Raw genomic sequence first — 18,962 nt, 5'->3', positions numbered from 1 at the left:
TCAAACCTCGAGGAGTTCTTGCTCCTTGGCATCCAACGCCCGGTCAATGTCTCCGACGAATTTGGCGGTGTCGGCGTCGAGCTCCTGTTCGAAGCTGCGCTTCTGGTCGGCGGAGATCTCCTTCTCCTTTTCGAGGGTATCGAGATCGTGACGAGCGCTGCGACGCAGATTGCGCACCGCAACGCGCCCGTCCTCGGCCATCTGCTTCACCACGCGTACCAGATCCTTGCGCCGATCCTCGGTCAAGGGGGGGAAGAGCAATCGCAGGACATGGCCATCGCTCGATGGATTGATGCCAAGGTCAGACTCCATCACCGCCTTGGAGATTGCGTCGAGCGCGCCCCGGTCGAACGGCTGGATGACCAGCATGCGTGCCTCGGGCACCGAGAACCCCGCGAGCTGCTGCAACGGAACGGCTGCGCCGTAGTAGTCGACTTGCAGCTTCTCGACCAGCGCTGGTGTTGCGCGGCCCGTCCGGACGGTGGCGAAGTTGCCGCGGGCATGTTCGACAGCGCCGCGCATCCGTTCGCGAGCGTCCGCACAGATCTCAGCGGCGAATTCGCTCACCCGACCAGCGTAGCGATGACCTGTCGGGAGTGACCGTCACCTCTCAGCGCACCAGCGTGCCGAGCGCTTCGCCTTCGACGACGCGGCGGAAATTGCCCTGCGTCATGAGGTCGAAGACCACGATGGGAGTGGCATTGTCCTTGCACACGGCAATTGCCGCGGAGTCCATCACCGCCAGTTCCCGGGAGAGCACTTCAAGAAACGTGACTTCGCTGAGGAGCTGAGCATCCGGATCGGTCTGCGGATCTGCCGTATAGACACCGTCGACACCGGAATGAGTGCCCTTCAGCACGACGTCAGCGTCGACTTCCGCGGCGCGCAACGCTGCCGCCGTGTCGGTCGTGAAGAACGGGTTGCCGGTACCCGCCGCAAAGATCACTACCCGGCCTTTCTCCAGGTGGCGCACAGCCCGGCGCCGGATATAGGGCTCTGCGATCTGTGCCATGCCGATGGCGGTCATCACACGGGTGGGCACTTCTCTGCGTTCGAGTGCATCTTGCAACGCAAGCGCATTGATGACAGTGGCGAGCATGCCCATGTGGTCGGACTGGGCGCGGTCCATGCCGCCGATCGAGCCCGCCATGCCGCGCCAGATGTTGCCGCCCCCGACGACGACAGCGATATCAACCTTCAACGAGGTCCAGACGTCGGCAATCTCCGACGCCAGCGAATCCACCACAGCGGCGCTGACGTTGTTCCCTCCGGCGTCGGCCAACGCCTCGCCCGACAGCTTGAGCACCACCCGCTTCCACTCACGGGCTGCGTGTTGGCGCGGATCTTCCTTCTGCGGCTCCGGGGTCTCCGCCGCAGCCACAGCGATGCTCAGCGGCCGATCTCGACTTGGGCGAAACGTGTCACGTTCGCCGATCCGACGAGATCGGCGATCGTTCGCTTCTCGTCCTTCACGAACTTCTGCTCCATGAGCGTGTGCTCACGCAGGTAACCCGTCAGGCGGCCCTCGACGATCTTCGGCAGCGCAGCCTCGGGCTTGCCCTCATTCCGGCTGATTGCCTCGAAGGTGGCTCGCTCCCGGTCGAGGACCTCCGTTGGCACGTCCGAGCGCCGGATGTAGGTCGGGCGGTTGCTCGCGATATGCAACGCCACATCGTGAGCAAGCTCCGGCGTCGCCCCTTCGATCTCCACGAGTACAGCATTGACGCCGCGGCCATTCTGCTGGTGGACGTAGGCGTCGATGCAGGAGCCAGCGGGGGCCTCGAAGCGCTCCACCGTGCCGACTGCGATGTTCTCTTTGAGCGTGATCTTCAGATCGTCGATGACGGCTGCCGCGTCGGCGACGGCAGACGCACCGCTTGCGATCACATCGGTCAGCATCTTGTCTGCCATTGACAGAAACCCGTCAGACTTGGCGACGAAGTCTGTCTCGCAGCGCAATTCGACGATGGCGCCGACGGAGCCGTCGCCACTGTCAACCACGCGAGCCACAACGACGCCGTCGCTGTTGTCACGATCTGCTCGGGCCGCGGACTTGGCGATGCCGTTCTCGCGCAGCCACTGCGCAGCCGCGTCGGCATCCCCATCGCATCGGGTCAGCGCATTCTTCGCATCCATCATCCCGGCGCCGGTGGCCTGGCGCAGGGCCTGAACGTCCTTCGCAGTGAAGGCTGCCATGTCAGGCGGCTCCTTGTGATGCAGATGACGGGGCCAGGGTTTCAGCGTCGGTGGCATTGCCCGCAGCATCGGCGGTCTCGGCGGCAGGCTCGGCGGACGCGGAGGTGTCGCTGGTGGCCTCAGCCGACGCAGATGCCTCGGCAGCGGGGTCTGCGTCGCCGCCGACATCAGCGGGCGCGGCAGGGGCATCGGCCGACCGCATGTCGGGAACGGCGGCCGCCGCGGCGGCCTTCTTGGCCTGATCGGCGGCAATGCGGGCCTCCCGGGCCGCAGCCTCGGCCATGGCAGCCCGCTGTGCCTCGGCCTGCTGCGCAGCGATGCGCGCCTCTTCCTCAGGTGAGCGCTCGCCTGCCGGGGCCACTGCCACGCCGCTGCGCTCGGCCATGTATCGGCCTTCCAACACGGCGTCGGCGATGACACGGCACAGCAGTTCGGTCGAGCGGATGGCGTCGTCGTTGCCGGGGATGACGTAGGTGATCGGATCGGGGTCGGAGTTCGAGTCGGCGACGGCGACCACCGGCAGCTTCAACCGGACAGCCTCCGCCACCGCGATGTGTTCCTTCGGGGTGTCGAGCACGAAAACGGCGTCCGGCAGCTTGTCCATGTTCCGGATGCCGTTCAGGTTGCGCTGAAGCTTGGTGAGCTCGCGGGTGTGCAGCAGGGCTTCCTTCTTCGGCATGTTGTCGAAGTCGCCGGCGGCCTGCATCCGCTCGTACTCGAGCATCTTGGTGACCCGGCCGCGGATCGTGCGGAAGTTGGTCAGCATCCCGCCCAGCCAACGCTGGTTCACGTACGGCATGCCGCACGCATTGGCGTGGCGCTGGATCGGATACTGGGCTTGTCGCTTGGTGCCGACGAACAGGATCGTGCCGCCACGGGCCACGGTGTCGCGCACGTAGGCGTAGGCGTCTTCAACAAGCTGAAGCGTCTGCCGGAGATCGATGATGTAGATGCCATTGCGTTCGCCCCACAGGAACCGTTCCATCTTCGGATTCCAGCGACGGGTCTGGTGGCCGAAATGCACGCCGGCGGCGAGCAGGTCGGACATGGTCACAACAGCGGACATGGATGCTCCTCCCCACGGTTCGAATCTCTGCACCGGGGACGACGCCGCTTGGGCAGCGGCGACCGTGGGGTCGCCCCGGCTGGTCAGTGAATGGTCGGTGGCATTGCGATGTCGGCGAGACGCGCCGACGCAGGCTCGGGCTTCCGGGAGACTTGGCCTCCTGAATGCCAGGTCTCCGTCGGCGTGAGCCTCAGAGCACCGCATTGCCGACGCCGGAGTGTAACCAGCGCAGTTGCAGGCGATACACGGAGGGCAATGAGGGGACGAGATGCGGGCGGCCAAGCGACGGTCCGCCTTGGCCGCGACTGCTGTCAAAAGCCCGAGCCGGGTCGAGGTAGGTCTCGCCCCGACGCACACCGACATGCAGCCGATCGCCCGTCGTGCCGAGCTGCTGTCCCTGCTGGACCCGTTCGCCTCGGCGGACGCCGATGGTCGCGACCCCGGAGTACGACACCCTCAGGCCATCGGGATGGCTTACCGTCACATGCAGTCGCCCTCCCACCGGCCCGGCGAAGCTGACGACTCCGTCGGCAGCAGCCCAGAACGCCGAGCCGGGCTGCGTCGCGAACTCGAGGCCGCGATTGCCGGGTCCGTACGGGTTGTCCGGCGGCCGGAACGGATCCACGACGGTGCCGTGCACAGGCCAGATGTAAGCGAGCGCCGGCGCAGTCTGCGCCGGCACAGCTTGTGCCAGCGCCGGACCGCTCGCGGCAGCCAGAACAGCCGCGCCCGCGAGAGCAAACGCGGCCGTCAGGCGCGCGGGTGCGCCGACTCGTACACCTCTCTGAGGCGCTCCCTGCTGACCCGCGTGTAGATCTGCGTGGTCGCGAGTCGCGCGTGACCGAGCAGTTCCTGCACCACGCGCAGGTCGGCTCCGCCGTCCAGCAAGTGCGTGGCGTAGGTGTGGCGCAGGGCATGCGGATGGGTCGGCGCGGCGGCGTAGCGATCCAGAATCCGCTGCACGTCTCGGGTGCCGAGCCGGTTGCCGCGCAGGTTCACCAGCAGCGCCGCAGGGTCGCGGTCGGCCGGCTCGCTCAACCGCTGCCCATCGAACTCGTCGCTGCCGCCATTGCGCCATGCGGCGAGCAAGGCCATAGCCGGCTCGCTGAGCGGCACCCGGCGATGCTTGGCGCCCTTGCCGATCACCTCGATGTGAGCGCTGCCGGGCCGGAAAGCGCCGCGATCGAGCTGGCAGAGTTCGGCGACACGCAGGCCGCTGCCGTAGAGCAGCTCGAGCGCGAGCCGGTCGCGCAGCTCGGTCGGATCGTTTGGCACCGTGCCGTCTCCCAGCATCTCGGACACTTCGGCCGCACCGAGCACGCGCGGCAAGCGTCCCGAGCCAGTCGGCGCGGCGAGCCCGAGCGCTGGATCGGCCTCGATGGTGCCTTGGCGCGCCAGCCAAGCGAAGTAACGCCTCAATGCGGACGCTTTGCGAGCCACCGAGCGTCGCGACAGCCCGCGCACCGACAGGAATGCGATGTATCGGCGCAGCCAGCGCCGATCGACGTCGCCTGGTTCGTCGAGCCCGGCCCGGGCTGCCCACTCGGCGAACTGGCGCAGATCCGAACGGTAGGCGCGCTTGGTGGAATCCGATGCCGCAGTCAGCGACAGAACGAATTCGGGGACTCGCCACCCCGGCGGCGTCCCCATCTCGGGACGCGACGTCGCCAGACCCACAGTCACCAGAACCACAGTACCGAGGGGTCCCCACCGGTTCGCAAGCCCTGCCACAGCGACACCGGGCGCTCATCTCGCCTTCTCCCACCATCCGCCGGTCTCGCTGGCCCACCCTGACAGCTGCAGGCGGTCGAGCGATGCCGCCAGTTCGCCGAGACCGGCGCCGGTCTGCAGCGTCAGTTCATCGAGCGTGCGCGGGCCGGCGCTGAGCTCGTCCAAGACCCGTTGGTCGAGCGGCTCCGCAATAGCTGGCCCAGGCTGCCCGAAACTGCCGGGTGTCGCATGGGCGCGACCCGGCTCGCCGAGCGCCGCCAATACGTCGGCCACGTCGCAGACGGGCGCGCAGCCTTCGGCGAGGAGCCGGTTGGTGCCGGCCGAGGCAGCGCTGGTAATCGGCCCCGGTACTGCCATGACCGGCCGGTTCCGCTCGGCTGCGGCATCCACCGTGTACATCGAGCCGCCTGCGGAACCCGACTCAACCACCACCAGCACTTCGCACAGGGCCGCCACGATTCGATTGCGCGCCGGGAACTGCCAGTGCGCTGCACGCCGGCCGAGCGGGTACTCGCTGAGCAGCGTCCCGTGCCGTGCCACATCGGCCCACAGCGTCCGATTCGCGGCCGGGTACACCTGGTCGAGCCCGCTGCCGACGATGCCGATGACGGGCCCGCCCGCGTCGAACGCCGTTCGCTGAGCGATGCCGTCTATGCCGGTCGCCAGGCCCGACACCACTGCCACTCCCGCCGCTGCGAGACCCGATCCGAGCTGCCGTGCCACCGTGCGCCCGTACGCAGTGCATCTCCGTGTGCCCACAACACCGACGCGCCGGATCTCCGGATCGATGGCAGCGCCCTGGCCGAACAGCAGCGCAGGCGGCTCGGGGTCCGACTCCCAGATCTCGGTTGCATCGCTGCGAGCCGGCACAGACAGCCAGATGCCCTCACGCGCATGCGCGGCGAGCAAGTCGGTGCCGATTGGATGCCCGCTGATCGCCGCACGCTCGAACGCCGATGCGACCTGCCGCCGCCAGTCGGCGATGAGCGGTTCATCCACGCCGCGGCACGACCGCAGCGCTGCCCGTACCGCAGCGCGACCGGCACGTAGCTGATCGATGGCTTCGGGCGCGTCACGACCGGTCAGCAAGGCACGCAATCGCGCCGGGCCCATGTGCGGCAACGAGCACAGCTCGATCAGCGCACCGAGTTCTGCTCGCTCTGCATCGGAATGGCCGACCGTGTTCATGGCGTGACCTTCTCGCGGGCGTCTGCGCCCGAACTCACGCCGCCGTGGCAGGTGCATGCAGCCTGCCGACGCTGGCACGCAGCGTGAGCGCTTCGGCGAGACGTCCAGAATCGATGGGCGGTTCGTCGCCGGCGAGATCACACAGAGTGAGTGCAACGCAGCGCACGCGGTGCAATCCGCGGCCGCTGAGCAGGCCACCGCGCAGGCGCTCCCGCAGCGCGGCGTGGGCAGCGGGCGTGAGCGGCGCGAACTGCTCGAGTTGCGCGCCGGTCAGCTCGACGTTGGCCTCCACACCCCGGCACAAGGCTCGCTCGCGCGCCGCCGCCACCCGGCTGGCCACTGCGGCAGTCGGCTCGCCGCGGATGCCGTCGAGCAATTGGTCGGGATCGGGCGGCCGCACTTGGATGCGGAGATCGAAGCGGTCGAGCAGCGGGCCGGAGAGGCGCCGCAGGTAGCGCTGGCGGACGAGATCCGAACAGCGGCACGAGTTCGGCCGACCGGCCTGCCCGCACGGGCACGGATTCATGGCCGCCACGAGCAAGAAGCGAGCCGGAAACGAACACGTTCCCAACGCTCGGCTCACTCGAACGACGCCTTCTTCGAGCGGCTGGCGCATGGCATCGAGCACGCTGGGCGCGAACTCGCCGAGTTCGTCGAGGAACAGCACGCCGCGGTGTGCAAGCGAGATCTCTCCAGGGCGAATCGCATTCGTTCCTCCGCCGATCAACGCTGTGACCGTGGCGGTGTGATGTGGGCTGCGGAGAAGCGGCCGAGTGGCCAAGCCGGTGGGCAGCGGCAAACCCGCTGCCGACTGGACCCGCGTGGCCTCCATCGCGCATTGTCGGCTGAGCTCGGGCAGCAGGCCCACCAGCCGACGGGCCAGCATCGTCTTGCCTGCGCCCGGCGGACCCAGCATCAGCAAGTGGTGACCGCCCGCAGCAGCAACCTCGACCGCTCGTCGGGCGGAGGGCTGCCCGATGACGTCGCTCAGATCAGGCACCGGGACAGAGGGCGGCTGGGGCGGAACGGGCGGCGGATCGGGCCAGGGTGCGCGGCCTGCGAGCACCGACGCGAGCTGACCCAGCGTGCGAACCGGGTGAACGTCTCGCGGATTTGCTGCGAGCGCAACGTGATAGGCCTCGGACGCAACCACGACCGCACGGTCGCGGAGCGCGTCGGTGAGCGGCAGCACTCCGGCCGCGCCCCTGACGGCGCCATCGAGTCCGAGCTCACCCAGGAACGCCTTCCCGCGCAGCGACTCGGCTGGCACCTGTTCGGTGACGGCGAGCACGGCCACTGCCATGGCCACGTCAAGGACCGCACCGCCCTTGCGCAGGCCCGACGGTGCCAGGTTGACGGTGACGCGACTGTCGGGCCAGTCGAGTCCTGACGAGAGCACCGCGGCCCGAACCCGGTCGCGCGCCTCGCGACAGGCGGCGTCGGGCAGCCCGACAATGGTGAATGACGGAAGTCCGTTCGAGGTGTGCACCTCGACAGTGACGACATGACCGTCGACGCCGACCAGCGTCGCCGTAGTTGCAGTAGCCAGCATGGGCATCCTCCGGAGCTCGGACCGGACGCGGCACCGAGGCGGCGCAGTCCGGATTCGACGAAGAAGCCCGCTGGGGGCAACGATCGGTACAGCAGCGTCGGTGACGACTGACCTGCAGAGCCTGAATCACGGCACTCGAGCCGTCGCTGCAGCCTCGAGGCAGGACCGTACACCGGGGCTTTGCGCAGCAGGCCGGCATTTTCGGGCACCACGCGGCCGAGCCATACCGGGCGATACTGCATCCGTGGGATACGACCCGTATCGCAAGCACAGCACCACCCGGCTCGACTACGTGCTCGTTGCCATCGCGTCGCTGGTCGCGCTCGGCCTGGTGCTGTGGGCAGTGCTGGCCTGATGCCGCCGATGCGCCAGCTCGAGCCTGTGCCCGGTTTCGAAGTGCGCCGGGTCCAGCCCTTCGAAGCGGTCAAGCGATACATCTGCGGCGGCTGCGGCAACGCCATCGAGGCCGGTACCGGTCATGTGGCGGCGGTGCCGATCGATGCTCCCGATCTGCGGCGCCACTGGCACTGGAGCTGTTGGCAGGCACGCGATCGGCGCCGGCCGGTGGGATGAACGACGCCGCTGGCTAGAAGGCGCCGCTGAGCACCTCTACCTTGCGGCCCATCACGGACGCGGCGTCACAGCGAATCGGACCGCTCCAGCCGCCCCGCTGGCGCACGTAGTGCGCTGCGAGTCGTCGAACCTGCTGCTGCTTGCGAGCGGTGATCGCCTCGAAGCCCGTGCCGAAGCGATCACTGGAGCGAGTCTTCACTTCGCAGACCACCAGATGGGTTCCGTCGGTCACCACCAGGTCCAGCTCCCCGAGCGGGCATCGCCAATTGCGATCCAGCACGCGGTAGCCACGCTCGGCATACCAGCGCTCGACGAGACCTTCCCCGTACCTGCCGAGTGCTTGACGCCGAGCGGTCATGCGCAGCCCACATCCGGCCCGCGACTGACGGTGTGCCGCTAGAAGCGCTTCTCAGGAATACGCGCTGCCTTGCCGACGCGGTCGCGCAGGTAATACAGCTTCGCTCGGCGTACGTCGCCGACCGCCACACGCTCGATCTTCGCGATGGTTGGAGCGTGCAGCGGAAATGTCCGCTCGACCCCCACGCCGAAGCTGAGCTTGCGAACCGTGAAGGTCTCGCTGATGCCCGACGAGTGCCGTGCGATCACATACCCCTCGAACACCTGGGTGCGCTGACGGTTGCCCTCGACGACGCGCACATGGACGCGCACGGTGTCACCGGGGCCGAAGTCGGGATGATCGTCTCGAAGACGAGCCTGGTCGACAAGATCGGTGCTGCCCATGGCGATCCGACTCCCGTGATCGGCGTGACGACGAACACCGCAGGCTAGTGGTCAGTCTGCGGATTGCCGCAACGGGAGTTCGAGGCCGAACTCTGCGAGGAGCCCCCGGTCAGCCTCGCTCAGGCCTCGTGCTGCCAGCAGATCGGGTCGCTCTGCAGCAGTGCGGACGAGCGCCATTGCCTGACGCCAGCGGCCGACACGGGCGTGGTCGCCGCTGCGCAGCACGTCGGGCGCGTCGAGTCCGCGAAACGATGCGGGGCGCGTCCACTGCGGGTGCTCCAGCAACCCGGTCGCGAAGCTCTCGTCCGCGCTGGAAGCCTCGTTGCCCAATACGCCGGGCACGAGCCTCCCGACCGCCTCCACGACGACCATGGCGGCGAACTCGCCGCCCGCCAGCACAACATCGCCAACCGAGACCGAGCCGTCGACCAGCTCGGTGCGAATGCGCTCGTCTACGCCTTCGTAACGGCCGCACAGCAGGCTGAAGCCGCCTGAGGCTGCCATCTCGGCAGCCATCGCCTGATCGAATCTCCGGCCGCCGGCGTCGAGCAGCAGCAGCGGCCGTGGCGGCGCGACCGTCTCGACGGCCGCGAAGACTGGCTCAGGCATCAGGATCATGCCCGGACCGCCTCCGAAGGGGGCATCGTCAACCGTGCGGTGGGCGTCAGTGGTCGCCAGCCGCAGGTCCCAGCAGCGGATGTCGAGCACGCCGCCAGCTCGGGCCCGCCCGAGAATGCTCAGCTCACACATGGCATCGAGCTCGGTGGGGAAAATGGAGAACAGGTCGATGCGCAGCCCGGCACCCGGTGCTTGCGCCGGCGTGGACTGGGCGCTACCCGAGCTCGAAGAGGCCATCGGGCACCTCCACGTGGACCGCGTCGGGTTCACTGCGCACCACGAAGGTCAGCGGCACGAGGTGCCCTGTATCGAGTTCGAGCAGGTCCGCGGCCGGATTCGCCACCACATTCGTGATCACACCCGCGTGGCAGCCGTGCTGATCGATGACCGCGCTTCCGCACAACTCGTGCACCCACAGCTCGTCGGGATCATCCAACGGCTCAGCAAACACCGTCGTTCCGGTCAGCGCTGCTGCGGCATCACGGTCGTCGATGCCCTCAAAGCTGACCAGCCATCGATTGCCGTCGAAGCGGGCACGTGACACCGCTCGCTCCCCGGCGGCCGTGATGAGTCTCGAGCCGATGTCGAATCGCTCCAGCCGGTTGGTGACCGGATGCAGCACGACGTCGCCGCGCACACCGTGGGCGCGCCCGACAGTCGCAATCTCCAGCAAGCCTGCTGGATGGCGGGATTCAGTCCCGGAAGTCGACTTCGACCTGGACGCCATCGCGATGGGCTGCGGCGCGTACCAGCGTTCGGATGGCGTTCGCGACGCGACCTCGCTTGCCGATGACCCGACCGATGTCGTCCGAGCTCACCGTCGCCGTCAGGCTCAGCTTCGAGCCTGACTCGGCGATCTCCACTTCCACCTGGTCCGGATGCTCGACGAGCTGGGCGATCAGGTACAGCAAGACCTCTTCGGCAGTGGTGGTCTCGGTGTCTGCGCCGGTGTGACCGTCGGTCACTGGGCCTCCCCAAGTTCAGGAGACTTCTGCTCAGATTCTCCGTCCTGGAGCGCTGGCTCATCGGCAGGCACGTCTGCGGAAGCCTCTGGTGAGTCGTCTGCGCCTGGCTCGGGGGTATCGAGCACCAGATCAGGCGTGGGTGCGGGTGCGGGCTCGGAAGGTGCAGCTTGTGCAGCCTCAGCACTGCTGTCTGCGGGCCCCGAGGAGCCCTGCGAGCGGAATTCGTCCCACGCGCCGGAAATTGTCAGCAGCTTGGAGACGGTGTCGCTGGGCTGAGCCCCGTGGCTGAGCCAATGGACAGCGCGCTCATTGACGATCGAGATCGCAGAGGGCTCCTGTCGAGGATCGTAGGTGCCGATGATCTCCAGCACGCGGCCATCACGTGGCTTGCGACTGTCGACTGCTACGACGCGATAGCTGGGCTGCTTCTTCTTGCCGGTGCGCTTGAGGCGCAGACGAACGGCCATGTTGCTCCCGGTTAGGTGAATTCGGATGGGGGCTCGTTGAGATCGGCGAGCGAAGGAGGCCGCCGCGCCGACGAACGATCCTAACGGGCCACTGCTCGCTAACCCCTTGGAGATGCACCCGCTGCATGTGCCGGCAGCGCTCAGCGGCCGGGCAGCTTCAGGTCGAGCGCGTCCCAGTCGATGTCGGCGACCGAAGGTTGGCCTCCCGGCTTGCCCGTACGAGACGCTCCCTTGGGTGTGGCCCTGCCTCCGCCGCCAGTGCGCGAGCCGCCGGCACGGCCGGTGCCCTTTCCACGCTTACGAGCAGCCTTCCGGCCGGCCGGCCGGCGATTCGAGCCCAGACCCATCATTCCGCCCATCATCTTGCGCATCTGCGTGAACTGCTTGAGCAGGTTGCTGACCTGCGCTGAAGACGTGCCGCTGCCGGCGGCAATGCGGGCCCGGCGGGATGCGTCGATGATCTCCGGCGACACACGCTCCGCCGGCGTCATCGACAGCACGATGGCCTCAGCGGTGGTGATGCGATCGTCGTCGATCTCCGCATTGCGAACCTGATCGGATACGCCCGGCATCATCGAGACGATGCTCTGCAGGTTGCCCATCTTGCGAAGCTGCCGAAGCTGATCCACGAAATCGTCGAGCGTGAATGTGCCCTCGACGAGACGCTGAGCCGCCGCTTCCGCCTCCTCCTGCTCGTAGACGCGCTCGGCCTTCTCGATGAGCGTCATCACGTCGCCCATGCCGAGAATCCGGCTTGCCATGCGGTCCGGATGGAACTGCTCGAAGTCGTCGATCTTCTCGCCGACTGACGCGAACGCCACCGGGCGGCCGACGACCTCGGCGACCGACAACGCTGCGCCGCCGCGGGCGTCGCCGTCGAGCTTGGTCAGGATGATCCCGTCCACTTCGAGCGTCGCGTGGAAGGTCTCAGCGGTCGCAACAGCGTCCTGGCCCACCATGGCGTCGACGACGAGGAAGGTGTAGTGGGGCGCGACGGCGTCCGAGATGCGGGCCACCTCGGTCATCAGCTCGGCATCGACCGCCAGCCGGCCCGCCGTGTCCACGATGAGCACGTCGCGGCCGGCTTGCTGGGCGTGGGCGAGCCCGCCGGCTGCACAGTCCACCGGGTCGCCCGCTTGGCCCGTGTCGCCTGTTTCGCCCGCTTGGCTCCATACCTCCACGTCGATACTGCGGGCGAGCGTCCGCAGCTGCTCGACGGCAGCGGGGCGCTGCAGGTCGGCTCCGACCAGCAGCGGGTTGCGGCCCTGAGACTTGCACCACTGGGCCAACTTGGCCGCGGCGGTCGTCTTGCCCGAGCCCTGGAGTCCGGCCAGCAGCACCACGGTGGGCGGCTTTGACGCGAACTGGACGTCGAGCGGGCTGGTGCCCAGGATGTCGATGAGCTCGTCGTTGACGATCTTGGTGACCTGCTGGCCGGGCGTGAGGCTGGCGGTGACCTCGCCGCCGACGCTGCGCTCGCGGACCCGCTCCACGAAGCGGCGCACGACCGCAACGTTGACATCGGCTTCGAGCAGCGCCAAGCGGATCTCGGCCAATGCCTCGTCGACGTCGGCCGGGCGCATGCGTCCTCGGCCACGCAAGCCCCGCAGGGTTCCGGACAGGCGGTCAGTCAGCGTGTCGAACATCGCCGATCCCTGCTAGTCGGCATCGACGCCGAGCAGCGCGTCGATGTAGCTGTCGGGGTCGAAGTCGACGAGATCGTCGGGGCCTTCGCCGAGTCCCACGAGCTTCACCGGCAGGCCCAGCTCGGCCTCGATGGCGAACACAATGCCGCCCTTGGCCGAGCCGTCCAGTTTGGTGAGCACGACGCCCGTGACATCAGTGGCCTCGGCGAAAGCCCGCGCCTGGCTCAAGCCGTTCTGGCCGGTGGTGGCGTCGATGACGAGCAGCGTCTCGGCAACGGCGCCGGGTTCTCGGTCGGCGACGCGACGGACTTTGGCGAGCTCGTCCATCAGATTCTTGCGGTTCTGCAGCCTGCCGGCAGTGTCGGCGAGCACCACGTCGGCACCGCGGGCTGCGGCCGCACTGACCGCGTCATGCACAACCGAGCTGGGATCTGCACCGGAGCTGCCCGAGATCAGCTCCGCCCCGCAGCGATCAGCCCAGGTCTGCAGTTGGTCGGTCGCTGCCGCGCGGAAGGTGTCGCCGGCCGCCATCACCACAGACTGGCCCTGCGCCGAGAGCCGGGCGCCCACCTTGCCGATCGTGGTGGTCTTGCCGACACCGTTGACGCCCACGAACAGCCACACGGGCGTGGTGCCCTCCCGCTCCGGCGCGGTTGCGTGCAGCGTGCGATCGGCATCCAGCGATGTGCGCATCCCCGCAGCCAGTGCGTTCATCAGTTCGTCCGCGTCGACGATGCCCTGGTCGGCGGCGGTGCTGCGCAGGCGCTCCAGAGTGGCCATCGTGGTCGTCACGCCGACATCGGCGCCGAGCAGCGCCTCCTCCAGGCTTTCCCACGTGGTCTCGTCTGGCCGCCGCCGGTTGATCGACGCCAGCCGGTCTCGCAGGGTGCGGCGCGACGAGGCCAGTCCCGAGCTGAAGGTGGCTGGGGACGGGGCCCGCACCGGGACCGGCTCATCGGTCGTCTGTGCGGAAGGCGCCGAGACGGCAACGGGGGTGTGCGGTGACGCCGGTCTCGAGCGCCGCTGCCGTGCACGATGAACGAATGGAAGGGAGGCGAGGAGCACAGTTGCCACGACAAAGATGACAATGACGATGAGAACTGTCGTGGTGCTCACTGGTCGGCAGGCTACCGAGGCGCCGTCGCAGGCTCCCTGCTGTGTTCCGAATCGAGCTGTTCCGACTCCGGCTGTTCCGGCAGCGGCTCTTCGGGTCCGGGTGATCCGCCAGCAGCGATGAGTGCAGCCGCTTGGGAAGGCCGCTCCGATACAACCACGCTCGAACCGCCGGGAGGCATGGACACGCCGTACAGGACGTCAGCCGATTCCATCGTGCGACGTTGATGGCTCACGATGATCAACTGCGATTCCCTCCGGAACTCTGCCACCAGGTCCAAGAAACGCTGCAGGTTGACGTCGTCGAGCGCTGCTTCGACTTCGTCGAGGACGTAGAACGGCGACGGCCGGCTGCGAAAGACAGCGAAGAGGTAGGCCAGCGCCACCAGCGAGCGTTCGCCGCCCGACAGCAGCGACAACCGTCCGATGCGCTTGCCGGCCGGCCGAACATCAAGTTCCACGCCGCACGTGAGGAGCTCTTCGGGATCGGTCAGCGAGAGCCGGCCCGTGCCGCCCGGGAACAGCGTGCTGAACAGCTCGGCAAAGTTCCGGGCGACGTCGGAGAATGCGTCCGCGAATGTGGCGATGATCTCCGCGTCGATGGCACGGATGACCTTGTGCAGCTCCCTGCGGCTGTTGCGCACATCCGCGAGCTGGGTGGCCACGAATTCGAAGCGCTCCGAAGCTTCCTCGTACTCCGACAGCGCCAGTGGGTTCACCGGGCCCAGACGGTTCAGATCCGCACGCAGTGCTCGCTCGTGCGCCGAGGCGGTGACGCCGTCGGGCAGCGGCGGCGGCGATGCAGCGAGCGCCGTCGCTGGGTCTGCGTCGAAATCCTCTCGCAGCGCCGAGATCAGGGCGTCCCGCTTGGTGCGCCGCTCTGCATCTGCCACGTCGAGCGCCGCGAGCTCAGTGCGCAACTGCTCTTGGCGGGCAGCTGCAGCGTCCCGCTCGTGACGGAGTGCATCGAGGCGTTCCGTGAGCTGCCGCACGAGCTCGGTGCGAGCCTCGTGGCGAGAACTCAGGTGCCGCGCCTCAGCATCGAGGCGCTGACGGTGCTGCGAGAGCAGCAGCGCAAGGCGATCCAACGCCGACACGATGACCTCGGCCCTGTCCAGCCGAGCGGACGCGGCTGCATGAGAGCTCTGGTGACCTGCAAGACGCTGCGAAATGGCCTCAAGCCGCTCGGCGAGCGCCGACTGGCGCTGCTGCTGCGCGGCGGCCCGCTCGTGGGCGGCCTGGGCTTGAGCGGCCTGCCGGGCGGCAGCAGCGGCGACACGGCGTCGCAGCGTCTCCGCTGCGCGCTGAGCCTGCTGGAACCCATCGAGCGCGGCCCCGTGCGCCTGCTGCGCCGAGGCCCAAGCTGCGGCCGCACGCCGGTGGTCGTGGGTCAGCTCGTCAATCCGTCCGCGTGCATGATCGAGCGCTGCGGTGGCCGCAGCCGGCCCCGTGCTGCCGATCCGCCAACGTCGAGGCCCGAACCGGTCGCCGCTTGCCGTCACAAAGACTGCGTCGCGGTCGGCCAGCGCGCGGTCGTACGCGCTCGACCAGTCACCCGGGACACAGGTCGCTTCATCGACAACTGCATCCAGCAACGTCTCGAGCTCATTGCGGCACCACTCCGGAGCATCGGCGGCCACCTGCAGATGCGGTCGCACGAACTCGCCGCCTGCTGCCTGACGGCTCGGTTCGCGAGCGGCTGGCAGCTGGTCGAGCGAGATCACCGAGCCGTGCGAATCGCCGTCGGCCAGCGCTGCGAGGGCCTGGGCAGCTGCTTTGTCATCGCGAACGACAACTGCCGACAGCGCTCCGTCCGCGGCAGCCTCGGCAGCGGCCTCCCAGCCGCCCTCAATCGTCACCAGATCGCCGAGCACACCGACAACTCCGGTCACGCCATCCAGCGCAGCGATGCCCGAATCGGTGCGCGCAGCGGCGACCGCGGACGCCAACGCCTCGAAGCGCCCGATCCAGTGCTGCAGCTCCTCGGCCGTGCCTCTCTGATGCTCGTCAGCCTGTGACAGCGATGCGGCTGCGGCAGCGAGACGCTCCTCGGCCTCAGCGTGGGCTTGTTCGGCCGCATGGACGTCCGCATCGTCACCGGTCTCCGAGCCGGCGTCATCCGCCGGATCCCCTGACAATGCAGCCTGCGCTGAGGCAACGTCGATATCGGCCAGTTCGGCTGAGACGCGAGCGTGTTCGTCGGTCAACGTCACCACCACATCGGAATCGAGCAGGGCGTTGCGTTCTCGCTCGACTGAGCGCATTCGCTCATACGTCTGGCCGATCAAGCCGCGCGCCCGCTCCGACAGCGAAACCACCCGCGGCAGCCGATCAGCCGGTTCGGCGGTCAGTTGTGCAAGCTGCGACTGCGCATCGTCGATCGCCCCGTCGATGTCGGATATCGATGCCGCCGCCGCTTCCCGCTGGGCTGCAAAGGTGACTCGCCGAGCATCGGACTCGCTCTGCGCCCCTTGGTGTGCGGCCAGCTCGCGTCCGGCGTTGTAGAGCTGAAGCCCAACCAGTTCTGCGCTGATCTCCTGATACCGCCGGGCAGCGGTGGCCTGACGCTCCAGCGGCCGCAGCTGGCGACGCAACTCGCGCTGCAGATCCACCAGCCGGGTCACATTTGCCTCAGTGCCCTCCAGCCGCCGCTCGGCGCGCTCCTTGCGTCGACGGAACTTCAGCACGCCGGCCGCTTCCTCGATCAGCGCTCGCCGTTCTTCGGGACGGGCTGCCAACACCTGCTCGATCTGGCCTTGGGCCACGATGATGTGCTGCTGGCGACCGACGCCGGCGTCGTTGAGCAACTCCTGCAGATCGAGCAGCCGGCAGGGCGTTCCGTTGAGTGCATATTCGGATTCGCCCGAGCGGAACAGTGTGCGGGTGATGGCTACTTCTGCCGTCTGGGTGGGCAGCGTCCGCGACTCGTTGTCGATGACCAGAGTGACTTGTGCTCGGCCCAGAGCCGTCCGGCGATCAGTGCCCGCGAAGACGACGTCGTCCATCCGCTGACCTCGCAACGCGCGCGGCCCCTGCGCGCCGAGCACCCACGCGATCGCGTCGACGACGTTCGACTTGCCGCTGCCGTTCGGGCCCACCACCACGGTGACGCCAGGCTCGAAGGTGAGCGTGGCCGTGTCCGCGAACGACTTGAAACCGGACAGTGTCAGGGAGCGAAGGAACACGGCAGCTCGAAGTGTGAAGGTCGGCGTCTACACCTGATAATCGCAGTAGTGGTGCGTCACACCCCGGATCACCGTCGTGAGGACATCGCCCCGGCCGTTGCGACATCGCTCGCCCGCCCGCCCGAAGACCTCGAGATAGGAATCGAAGCCCCCCGACTTGCCGAAGATGTCGAGATGGCCGCTGGTGCCCGAACCTCGGTACTTGATGGAGTTGTGAACCGTTTCGACGATGGCGCGGTAAAGCCGACGCACTTCTTGGGTGTTCAGTTCGCTGGCAACGCGTGCATGGGAGAGCCGCGCCGCATGCAGCACCTCGTCGGAGTACATCGGTCCGAGGCCGACGACGAACGTCTGGTCCAGCAGCAGATCGCGGATGGTGTCAGAACGGCCGCGCAGCATGAGCGCGAAGTCAGTCCACGGCATCGGCATGTCAACCGGGTCGAAGCCGAGATCGACCTGCTGCGGGTAGATCTTGTCGTAGCGAGACCACGACAGTACGCGCAGCGTCGCCTCGTCACCTGCGTCGAGCAGGCGCAACTGCCCGCCCTTTGTGAACGTGAGCACGACCTTGGTATCGGGATCCTGCGGCATGCGTGACGTTGCCCGCCTGAACGAACCTGTCGCGCCGAGGTTCGCGACCATGATCTCCTCTGTGTCGAGATGGAAGAGAATCAGCGTTCCCTGGCGGGACACCGAAGTGATCCTCTTGTCAACCAGCAAGTCGGCGAACTGCTGCTTGGAGCGCATCGCCGGCAGCGCCTTCTTGGTGCCGGGGACATCGACCGACTTGATCTTGCGCGGGGTCGCGACTTCCTTGTCCAGATCGCGCTTGGCGATCTCGATCTCTGGCAGCTCAGCCATGAGCAGGCTCCTCCGCATCAACAGGTGGGTCGTCGAGGTTTCCCAAGAGCCGCAAGCAAGCAGCTTGCGCCGCGCGCCGTTCGGCCGCGCGCTTGGTAGAGCCCTCACCGCGCCCCCAGACCTCATCGGAAATACGCGCCGCGGCAATGAATCGAGGGCGGTGCGCAGGTCCCGAGCTCGACACGTCGTAAATGGGCTCGGTGCCAAATTGCCGCGCCACGAGCTCTTGCAGCCGGTTCTTTGCCTCGCGGGTGCCCGGCTCGCTCGCTGCTTCGGCGAGACGCTCGCCCAGCAGCCGCTCTACGACATCGCGAGCTGCAACGAGACCGCCGTCGAGGAATACCGCGCCCAGCACCGCTTCGAGACCATCGGCCAGGATCGACTCCTTGTCGGCGCCACCGGTCGCAGCCTCACCTTTGCCGAGCAGCAAAGCCGGCCCCAGCTCGCAGCGTCGAGCGGCTTCGGCCAACGCGCTGGCGTTCACTACTGCAGATCGCACCGCACTCAGGTCGCCTGGTCCGAGATCAGGCCAGCGTGTCACCGCGAGCTGGCAGACACAGAGACCGAGCACGGCATCTCCGAGGAATTCCAGGCGTTCGTTGGAGGCCACCTGCGATCCCGTCGGCTGTTCAGCGTTGCGCTCGTGGCACCAGCTCCGGTGAGACAGCGCCTCAGTCAGAAGCCTGGCGTCAGCAAAGCGATACCCGACACGCCGCTCAAAGCTGTCGTGCTCAGCCAGTTCGGCGACAGCGGTCTCCACGTCAGCCGACGCGCTCCATCACGTAATCGATGGCATCGCGCACGGTCTTGAGGTCTTCGAGGTCCTCGTCTTCGATGCGAAAGCCCACCGTGCGGTCCGACAGCTCCTCTTCCAGCGCTTCGACCAGTTCGATCAGTGCCAGCGAGTCGGCACCGAGATCGTCCACGAATGAGGACGACTCGGCGACCTGGGAAGGCTCCAGCTCCAAGATGTCGGCGAGCTGGTCGCGGATGAGATCGAAGACCTCCTCACGCTCGGGAGGACTCTGGCGCACATGAGTTTCGGCGGGCATGGCGGCCA

General features: G+C 67.7%; 21 protein-coding genes. 1 reads left to right on the top strand and 20 read right to left on the bottom strand.

What is annotated here, in order from left to right; genetic code table 11:
- The 8 genes from frr to ACOGXD_RS10790 form a co-directional block, all read right to left on the bottom strand.
- Entirely contained in the window at positions 1-567 is a 567-nt protein-coding gene (frr, locus tag ACOGXD_RS10825) for a ribosome recycling factor (protein ID WP_419915004.1), read from the bottom strand.
- Positions 568-610: 43 nt separating this feature from the next.
- Complete coding sequence (pyrH, locus tag ACOGXD_RS10820) at positions 611-1,309, bottom strand: UMP kinase (protein WP_419917394.1); 699 nt, start codon at positions 1,307-1,309, stop codon at positions 611-613.
- Between the two features lie 80 nt (positions 1,310-1,389).
- Positions 1,390-2,196 carry a translation elongation factor Ts gene (gene tsf, locus ACOGXD_RS10815; RefSeq protein WP_419915002.1) on the bottom strand — a complete coding sequence of 269 codons (807 nt, stop codon included), beginning with the start codon at positions 2,194-2,196 and terminating at the stop codon, positions 1,390-1,392.
- A 1-nt stretch (position 2,197) separates the two neighbouring features.
- Positions 2,198-3,262, bottom strand: a complete 1,065-nt coding sequence (gene rpsB / locus ACOGXD_RS10810) for a 30S ribosomal protein S2 (RefSeq protein WP_419915000.1) — start codon at positions 3,260-3,262, stop codon at positions 2,198-2,200.
- Between the two features lie 190 nt (positions 3,263-3,452).
- Positions 3,453-3,902, bottom strand: a complete 450-nt coding sequence (locus tag ACOGXD_RS10805) for a murein hydrolase activator EnvC family protein (RefSeq protein WP_419914997.1) — start codon at positions 3,900-3,902, stop codon at positions 3,453-3,455.
- Between the two features lie 110 nt (positions 3,903-4,012).
- A complete protein-coding gene (locus ACOGXD_RS10800; RefSeq protein ID WP_419914995.1) occupies positions 4,013-4,945 on the bottom strand; it encodes a tyrosine recombinase XerC in 933 nt (310 codons plus the stop codon).
- Between the two features lie 63 nt (positions 4,946-5,008).
- Positions 5,009-6,181, bottom strand: coding sequence for a DNA-processing protein DprA (dprA, locus tag ACOGXD_RS10795; RefSeq protein ID WP_419914993.1), 1,173 nt, complete (start codon positions 6,179-6,181; stop codon positions 5,009-5,011).
- 34 nt (positions 6,182-6,215) lie between these two features.
- Positions 6,216-7,733 (bottom strand): YifB family Mg chelatase-like AAA ATPase, encoded by a 1,518-nt coding sequence (locus tag ACOGXD_RS10790; protein ID WP_419914991.1) that lies wholly within the window; start codon positions 7,731-7,733, stop codon positions 6,216-6,218.
- Between the two features lie 363 nt (positions 7,734-8,096).
- On the opposite strand from ACOGXD_RS10790, the gene ACOGXD_RS10785 reads away from it, so the two are divergent.
- Positions 8,097-8,306, top strand: a complete 210-nt coding sequence (locus tag ACOGXD_RS10785; protein ID WP_419914989.1) for a hypothetical protein — start codon at positions 8,097-8,099, stop codon at positions 8,304-8,306.
- A gap of 13 nt (positions 8,307-8,319) precedes the next feature.
- On the opposite strand, the gene ACOGXD_RS10780 is transcribed toward ACOGXD_RS10785, so the two are convergent.
- From ACOGXD_RS10780 to ACOGXD_RS10725, 12 genes are all read right to left on the bottom strand, one after another.
- The gene (locus ACOGXD_RS10780) at positions 8,320-8,664 is read right to left on the bottom strand and encodes a YraN family protein (RefSeq protein ID WP_419914987.1); all 345 of its coding nucleotides are present in this window, start codon (positions 8,662-8,664) and stop codon (positions 8,320-8,322) included.
- A gap of 38 nt (positions 8,665-8,702) precedes the next feature.
- Positions 8,703-9,047: a 50S ribosomal protein L19 gene (gene rplS, locus ACOGXD_RS10775; protein ID WP_419553838.1), complete on the bottom strand. Its 345-nt coding sequence runs from the start codon at positions 9,045-9,047 to the stop codon at positions 8,703-8,705.
- Between the two features lie 51 nt (positions 9,048-9,098).
- On the bottom strand, positions 9,099-9,902 hold the full coding sequence (trmD, locus tag ACOGXD_RS10770) for a tRNA (guanosine(37)-N1)-methyltransferase TrmD (RefSeq protein WP_419914984.1): 804 nt from the start codon (positions 9,900-9,902) through the stop codon (positions 9,099-9,101).
- Positions 9,880-10,338 (bottom strand): ribosome maturation factor RimM, encoded by a 459-nt coding sequence (gene rimM, locus ACOGXD_RS10765; protein WP_419914982.1) that lies wholly within the window; start codon positions 10,336-10,338, stop codon positions 9,880-9,882. Before rimM ends, trmD begins: the two co-directional genes overlap by 23 nt.
- A gap of 19 nt (positions 10,339-10,357) precedes the next feature.
- Complete coding sequence (locus tag ACOGXD_RS10760; RefSeq protein ID WP_419914980.1) at positions 10,358-10,630, bottom strand: KH domain-containing protein; 273 nt, start codon at positions 10,628-10,630, stop codon at positions 10,358-10,360.
- Positions 10,627-11,097 carry a 30S ribosomal protein S16 gene (rpsP, locus tag ACOGXD_RS10755; RefSeq protein WP_419914978.1) on the bottom strand — a complete coding sequence of 157 codons (471 nt, stop codon included), beginning with the start codon at positions 11,095-11,097 and terminating at the stop codon, positions 10,627-10,629. The genes ACOGXD_RS10760 and rpsP overlap by 4 nt, the downstream gene beginning before the upstream one ends.
- 140 nt (positions 11,098-11,237) lie before the next feature.
- Entirely contained in the window at positions 11,238-12,743 is a 1,506-nt protein-coding gene (gene ffh / locus ACOGXD_RS10750) for a signal recognition particle protein (RefSeq protein WP_419914976.1), read from the bottom strand.
- Between the two features lie 12 nt (positions 12,744-12,755).
- Entirely contained in the window at positions 12,756-13,859 is a 1,104-nt protein-coding gene (gene ftsY, locus ACOGXD_RS10745; protein ID WP_419914974.1) for a signal recognition particle-docking protein FtsY, read from the bottom strand.
- Between the two features lie 11 nt (positions 13,860-13,870).
- Positions 13,871-17,041, bottom strand: coding sequence for a chromosome segregation SMC family protein (locus ACOGXD_RS10740; protein ID WP_419914972.1), 3,171 nt, complete (start codon positions 17,039-17,041; stop codon positions 13,871-13,873).
- A gap of 27 nt (positions 17,042-17,068) precedes the next feature.
- Positions 17,069-17,902, bottom strand: a complete 834-nt coding sequence (locus ACOGXD_RS10735) for a DNA-formamidopyrimidine glycosylase family protein (protein ID WP_419914970.1) — start codon at positions 17,900-17,902, stop codon at positions 17,069-17,071.
- Positions 17,895-18,662: a ribonuclease III gene (gene rnc, locus ACOGXD_RS10730; RefSeq protein ID WP_419914968.1), complete on the bottom strand. Its 768-nt coding sequence runs from the start codon at positions 18,660-18,662 to the stop codon at positions 17,895-17,897. The genes ACOGXD_RS10735 and rnc overlap by 8 nt, the downstream gene beginning before the upstream one ends.
- Before the next feature lies 1 nt (position 18,663).
- Positions 18,664-18,954, bottom strand: a complete 291-nt coding sequence (locus ACOGXD_RS10725; RefSeq protein WP_419864133.1) for an acyl carrier protein — start codon at positions 18,952-18,954, stop codon at positions 18,664-18,666.
- Between the last annotated feature and the right edge of the window lie 8 nt (positions 18,955-18,962).

Origin of the sequence: Candidatus Poriferisodalis sp. (assembly GCF_965204125.1) — a bacterium.
Classification (GTDB): Bacteria; Actinomycetota; Acidimicrobiia; order Acidimicrobiales; family Poriferisodalaceae; genus Poriferisodalis.
The sequence above is the reverse complement of the archived record's forward strand: the minus strand, read 5'-3'. Positions and strand labels throughout refer to the sequence as shown.

What these genes read in the sequence shown, in the direction of transcription:
- ACOGXD_RS10790 (WP_419914991.1), bottom strand. Translation starts at nt 7,733, where the DNA reads ATGCTGGCTACTGCAACTACGGCGACGCTGGTCGGCGTCGACGGTCAT.
- dprA (WP_419914993.1), bottom strand. Translation starts at nt 6,181, where the DNA reads ATGAACACGGTCGGCCATTCCGATGCAGAGCGAGCAGAACTCGGTGCG.
- rpsP (WP_419914978.1), bottom strand. Translation starts at nt 11,097, where the DNA reads ATGGCCGTTCGTCTGCGCCTCAAGCGCACCGGCAAGAAGAAGCAGCCC.
- ffh (WP_419914976.1), bottom strand. Translation starts at nt 12,743, where the DNA reads ATGTTCGACACGCTGACTGACCGCCTGTCCGGAACCCTGCGGGGCTTG.
- ACOGXD_RS10725 (WP_419864133.1), bottom strand. Translation starts at nt 18,954, where the DNA reads ATGCCCGCCGAAACTCATGTGCGCCAGAGTCCTCCCGAGCGTGAGGAG.
- trmD (WP_419914984.1), bottom strand. Translation starts at nt 9,902, where the DNA reads ATGGCCTCTTCGAGCTCGGGTAGCGCCCAGTCCACGCCGGCGCAAGCA.
- rpsB (WP_419915000.1), bottom strand. Translation starts at nt 3,262, where the DNA reads ATGTCCGCTGTTGTGACCATGTCCGACCTGCTCGCCGCCGGCGTGCAT.
- ACOGXD_RS10735 (WP_419914970.1), bottom strand. Translation starts at nt 17,902, where the DNA reads ATGGCTGAGCTGCCAGAGATCGAGATCGCCAAGCGCGATCTGGACAAG.
- ACOGXD_RS10780 (WP_419914987.1), bottom strand. Translation starts at nt 8,664, where the DNA reads ATGACCGCTCGGCGTCAAGCACTCGGCAGGTACGGGGAAGGTCTCGTC.
- ACOGXD_RS10785 (WP_419914989.1), top strand. Translation starts at nt 8,097, where the DNA reads ATGCGCCAGCTCGAGCCTGTGCCCGGTTTCGAAGTGCGCCGGGTCCAG.
- rplS (WP_419553838.1), bottom strand. Translation starts at nt 9,047, where the DNA reads ATGGGCAGCACCGATCTTGTCGACCAGGCTCGTCTTCGAGACGATCAT.
- tsf (WP_419915002.1), bottom strand. Translation starts at nt 2,196, where the DNA reads ATGGCAGCCTTCACTGCGAAGGACGTTCAGGCCCTGCGCCAGGCCACC.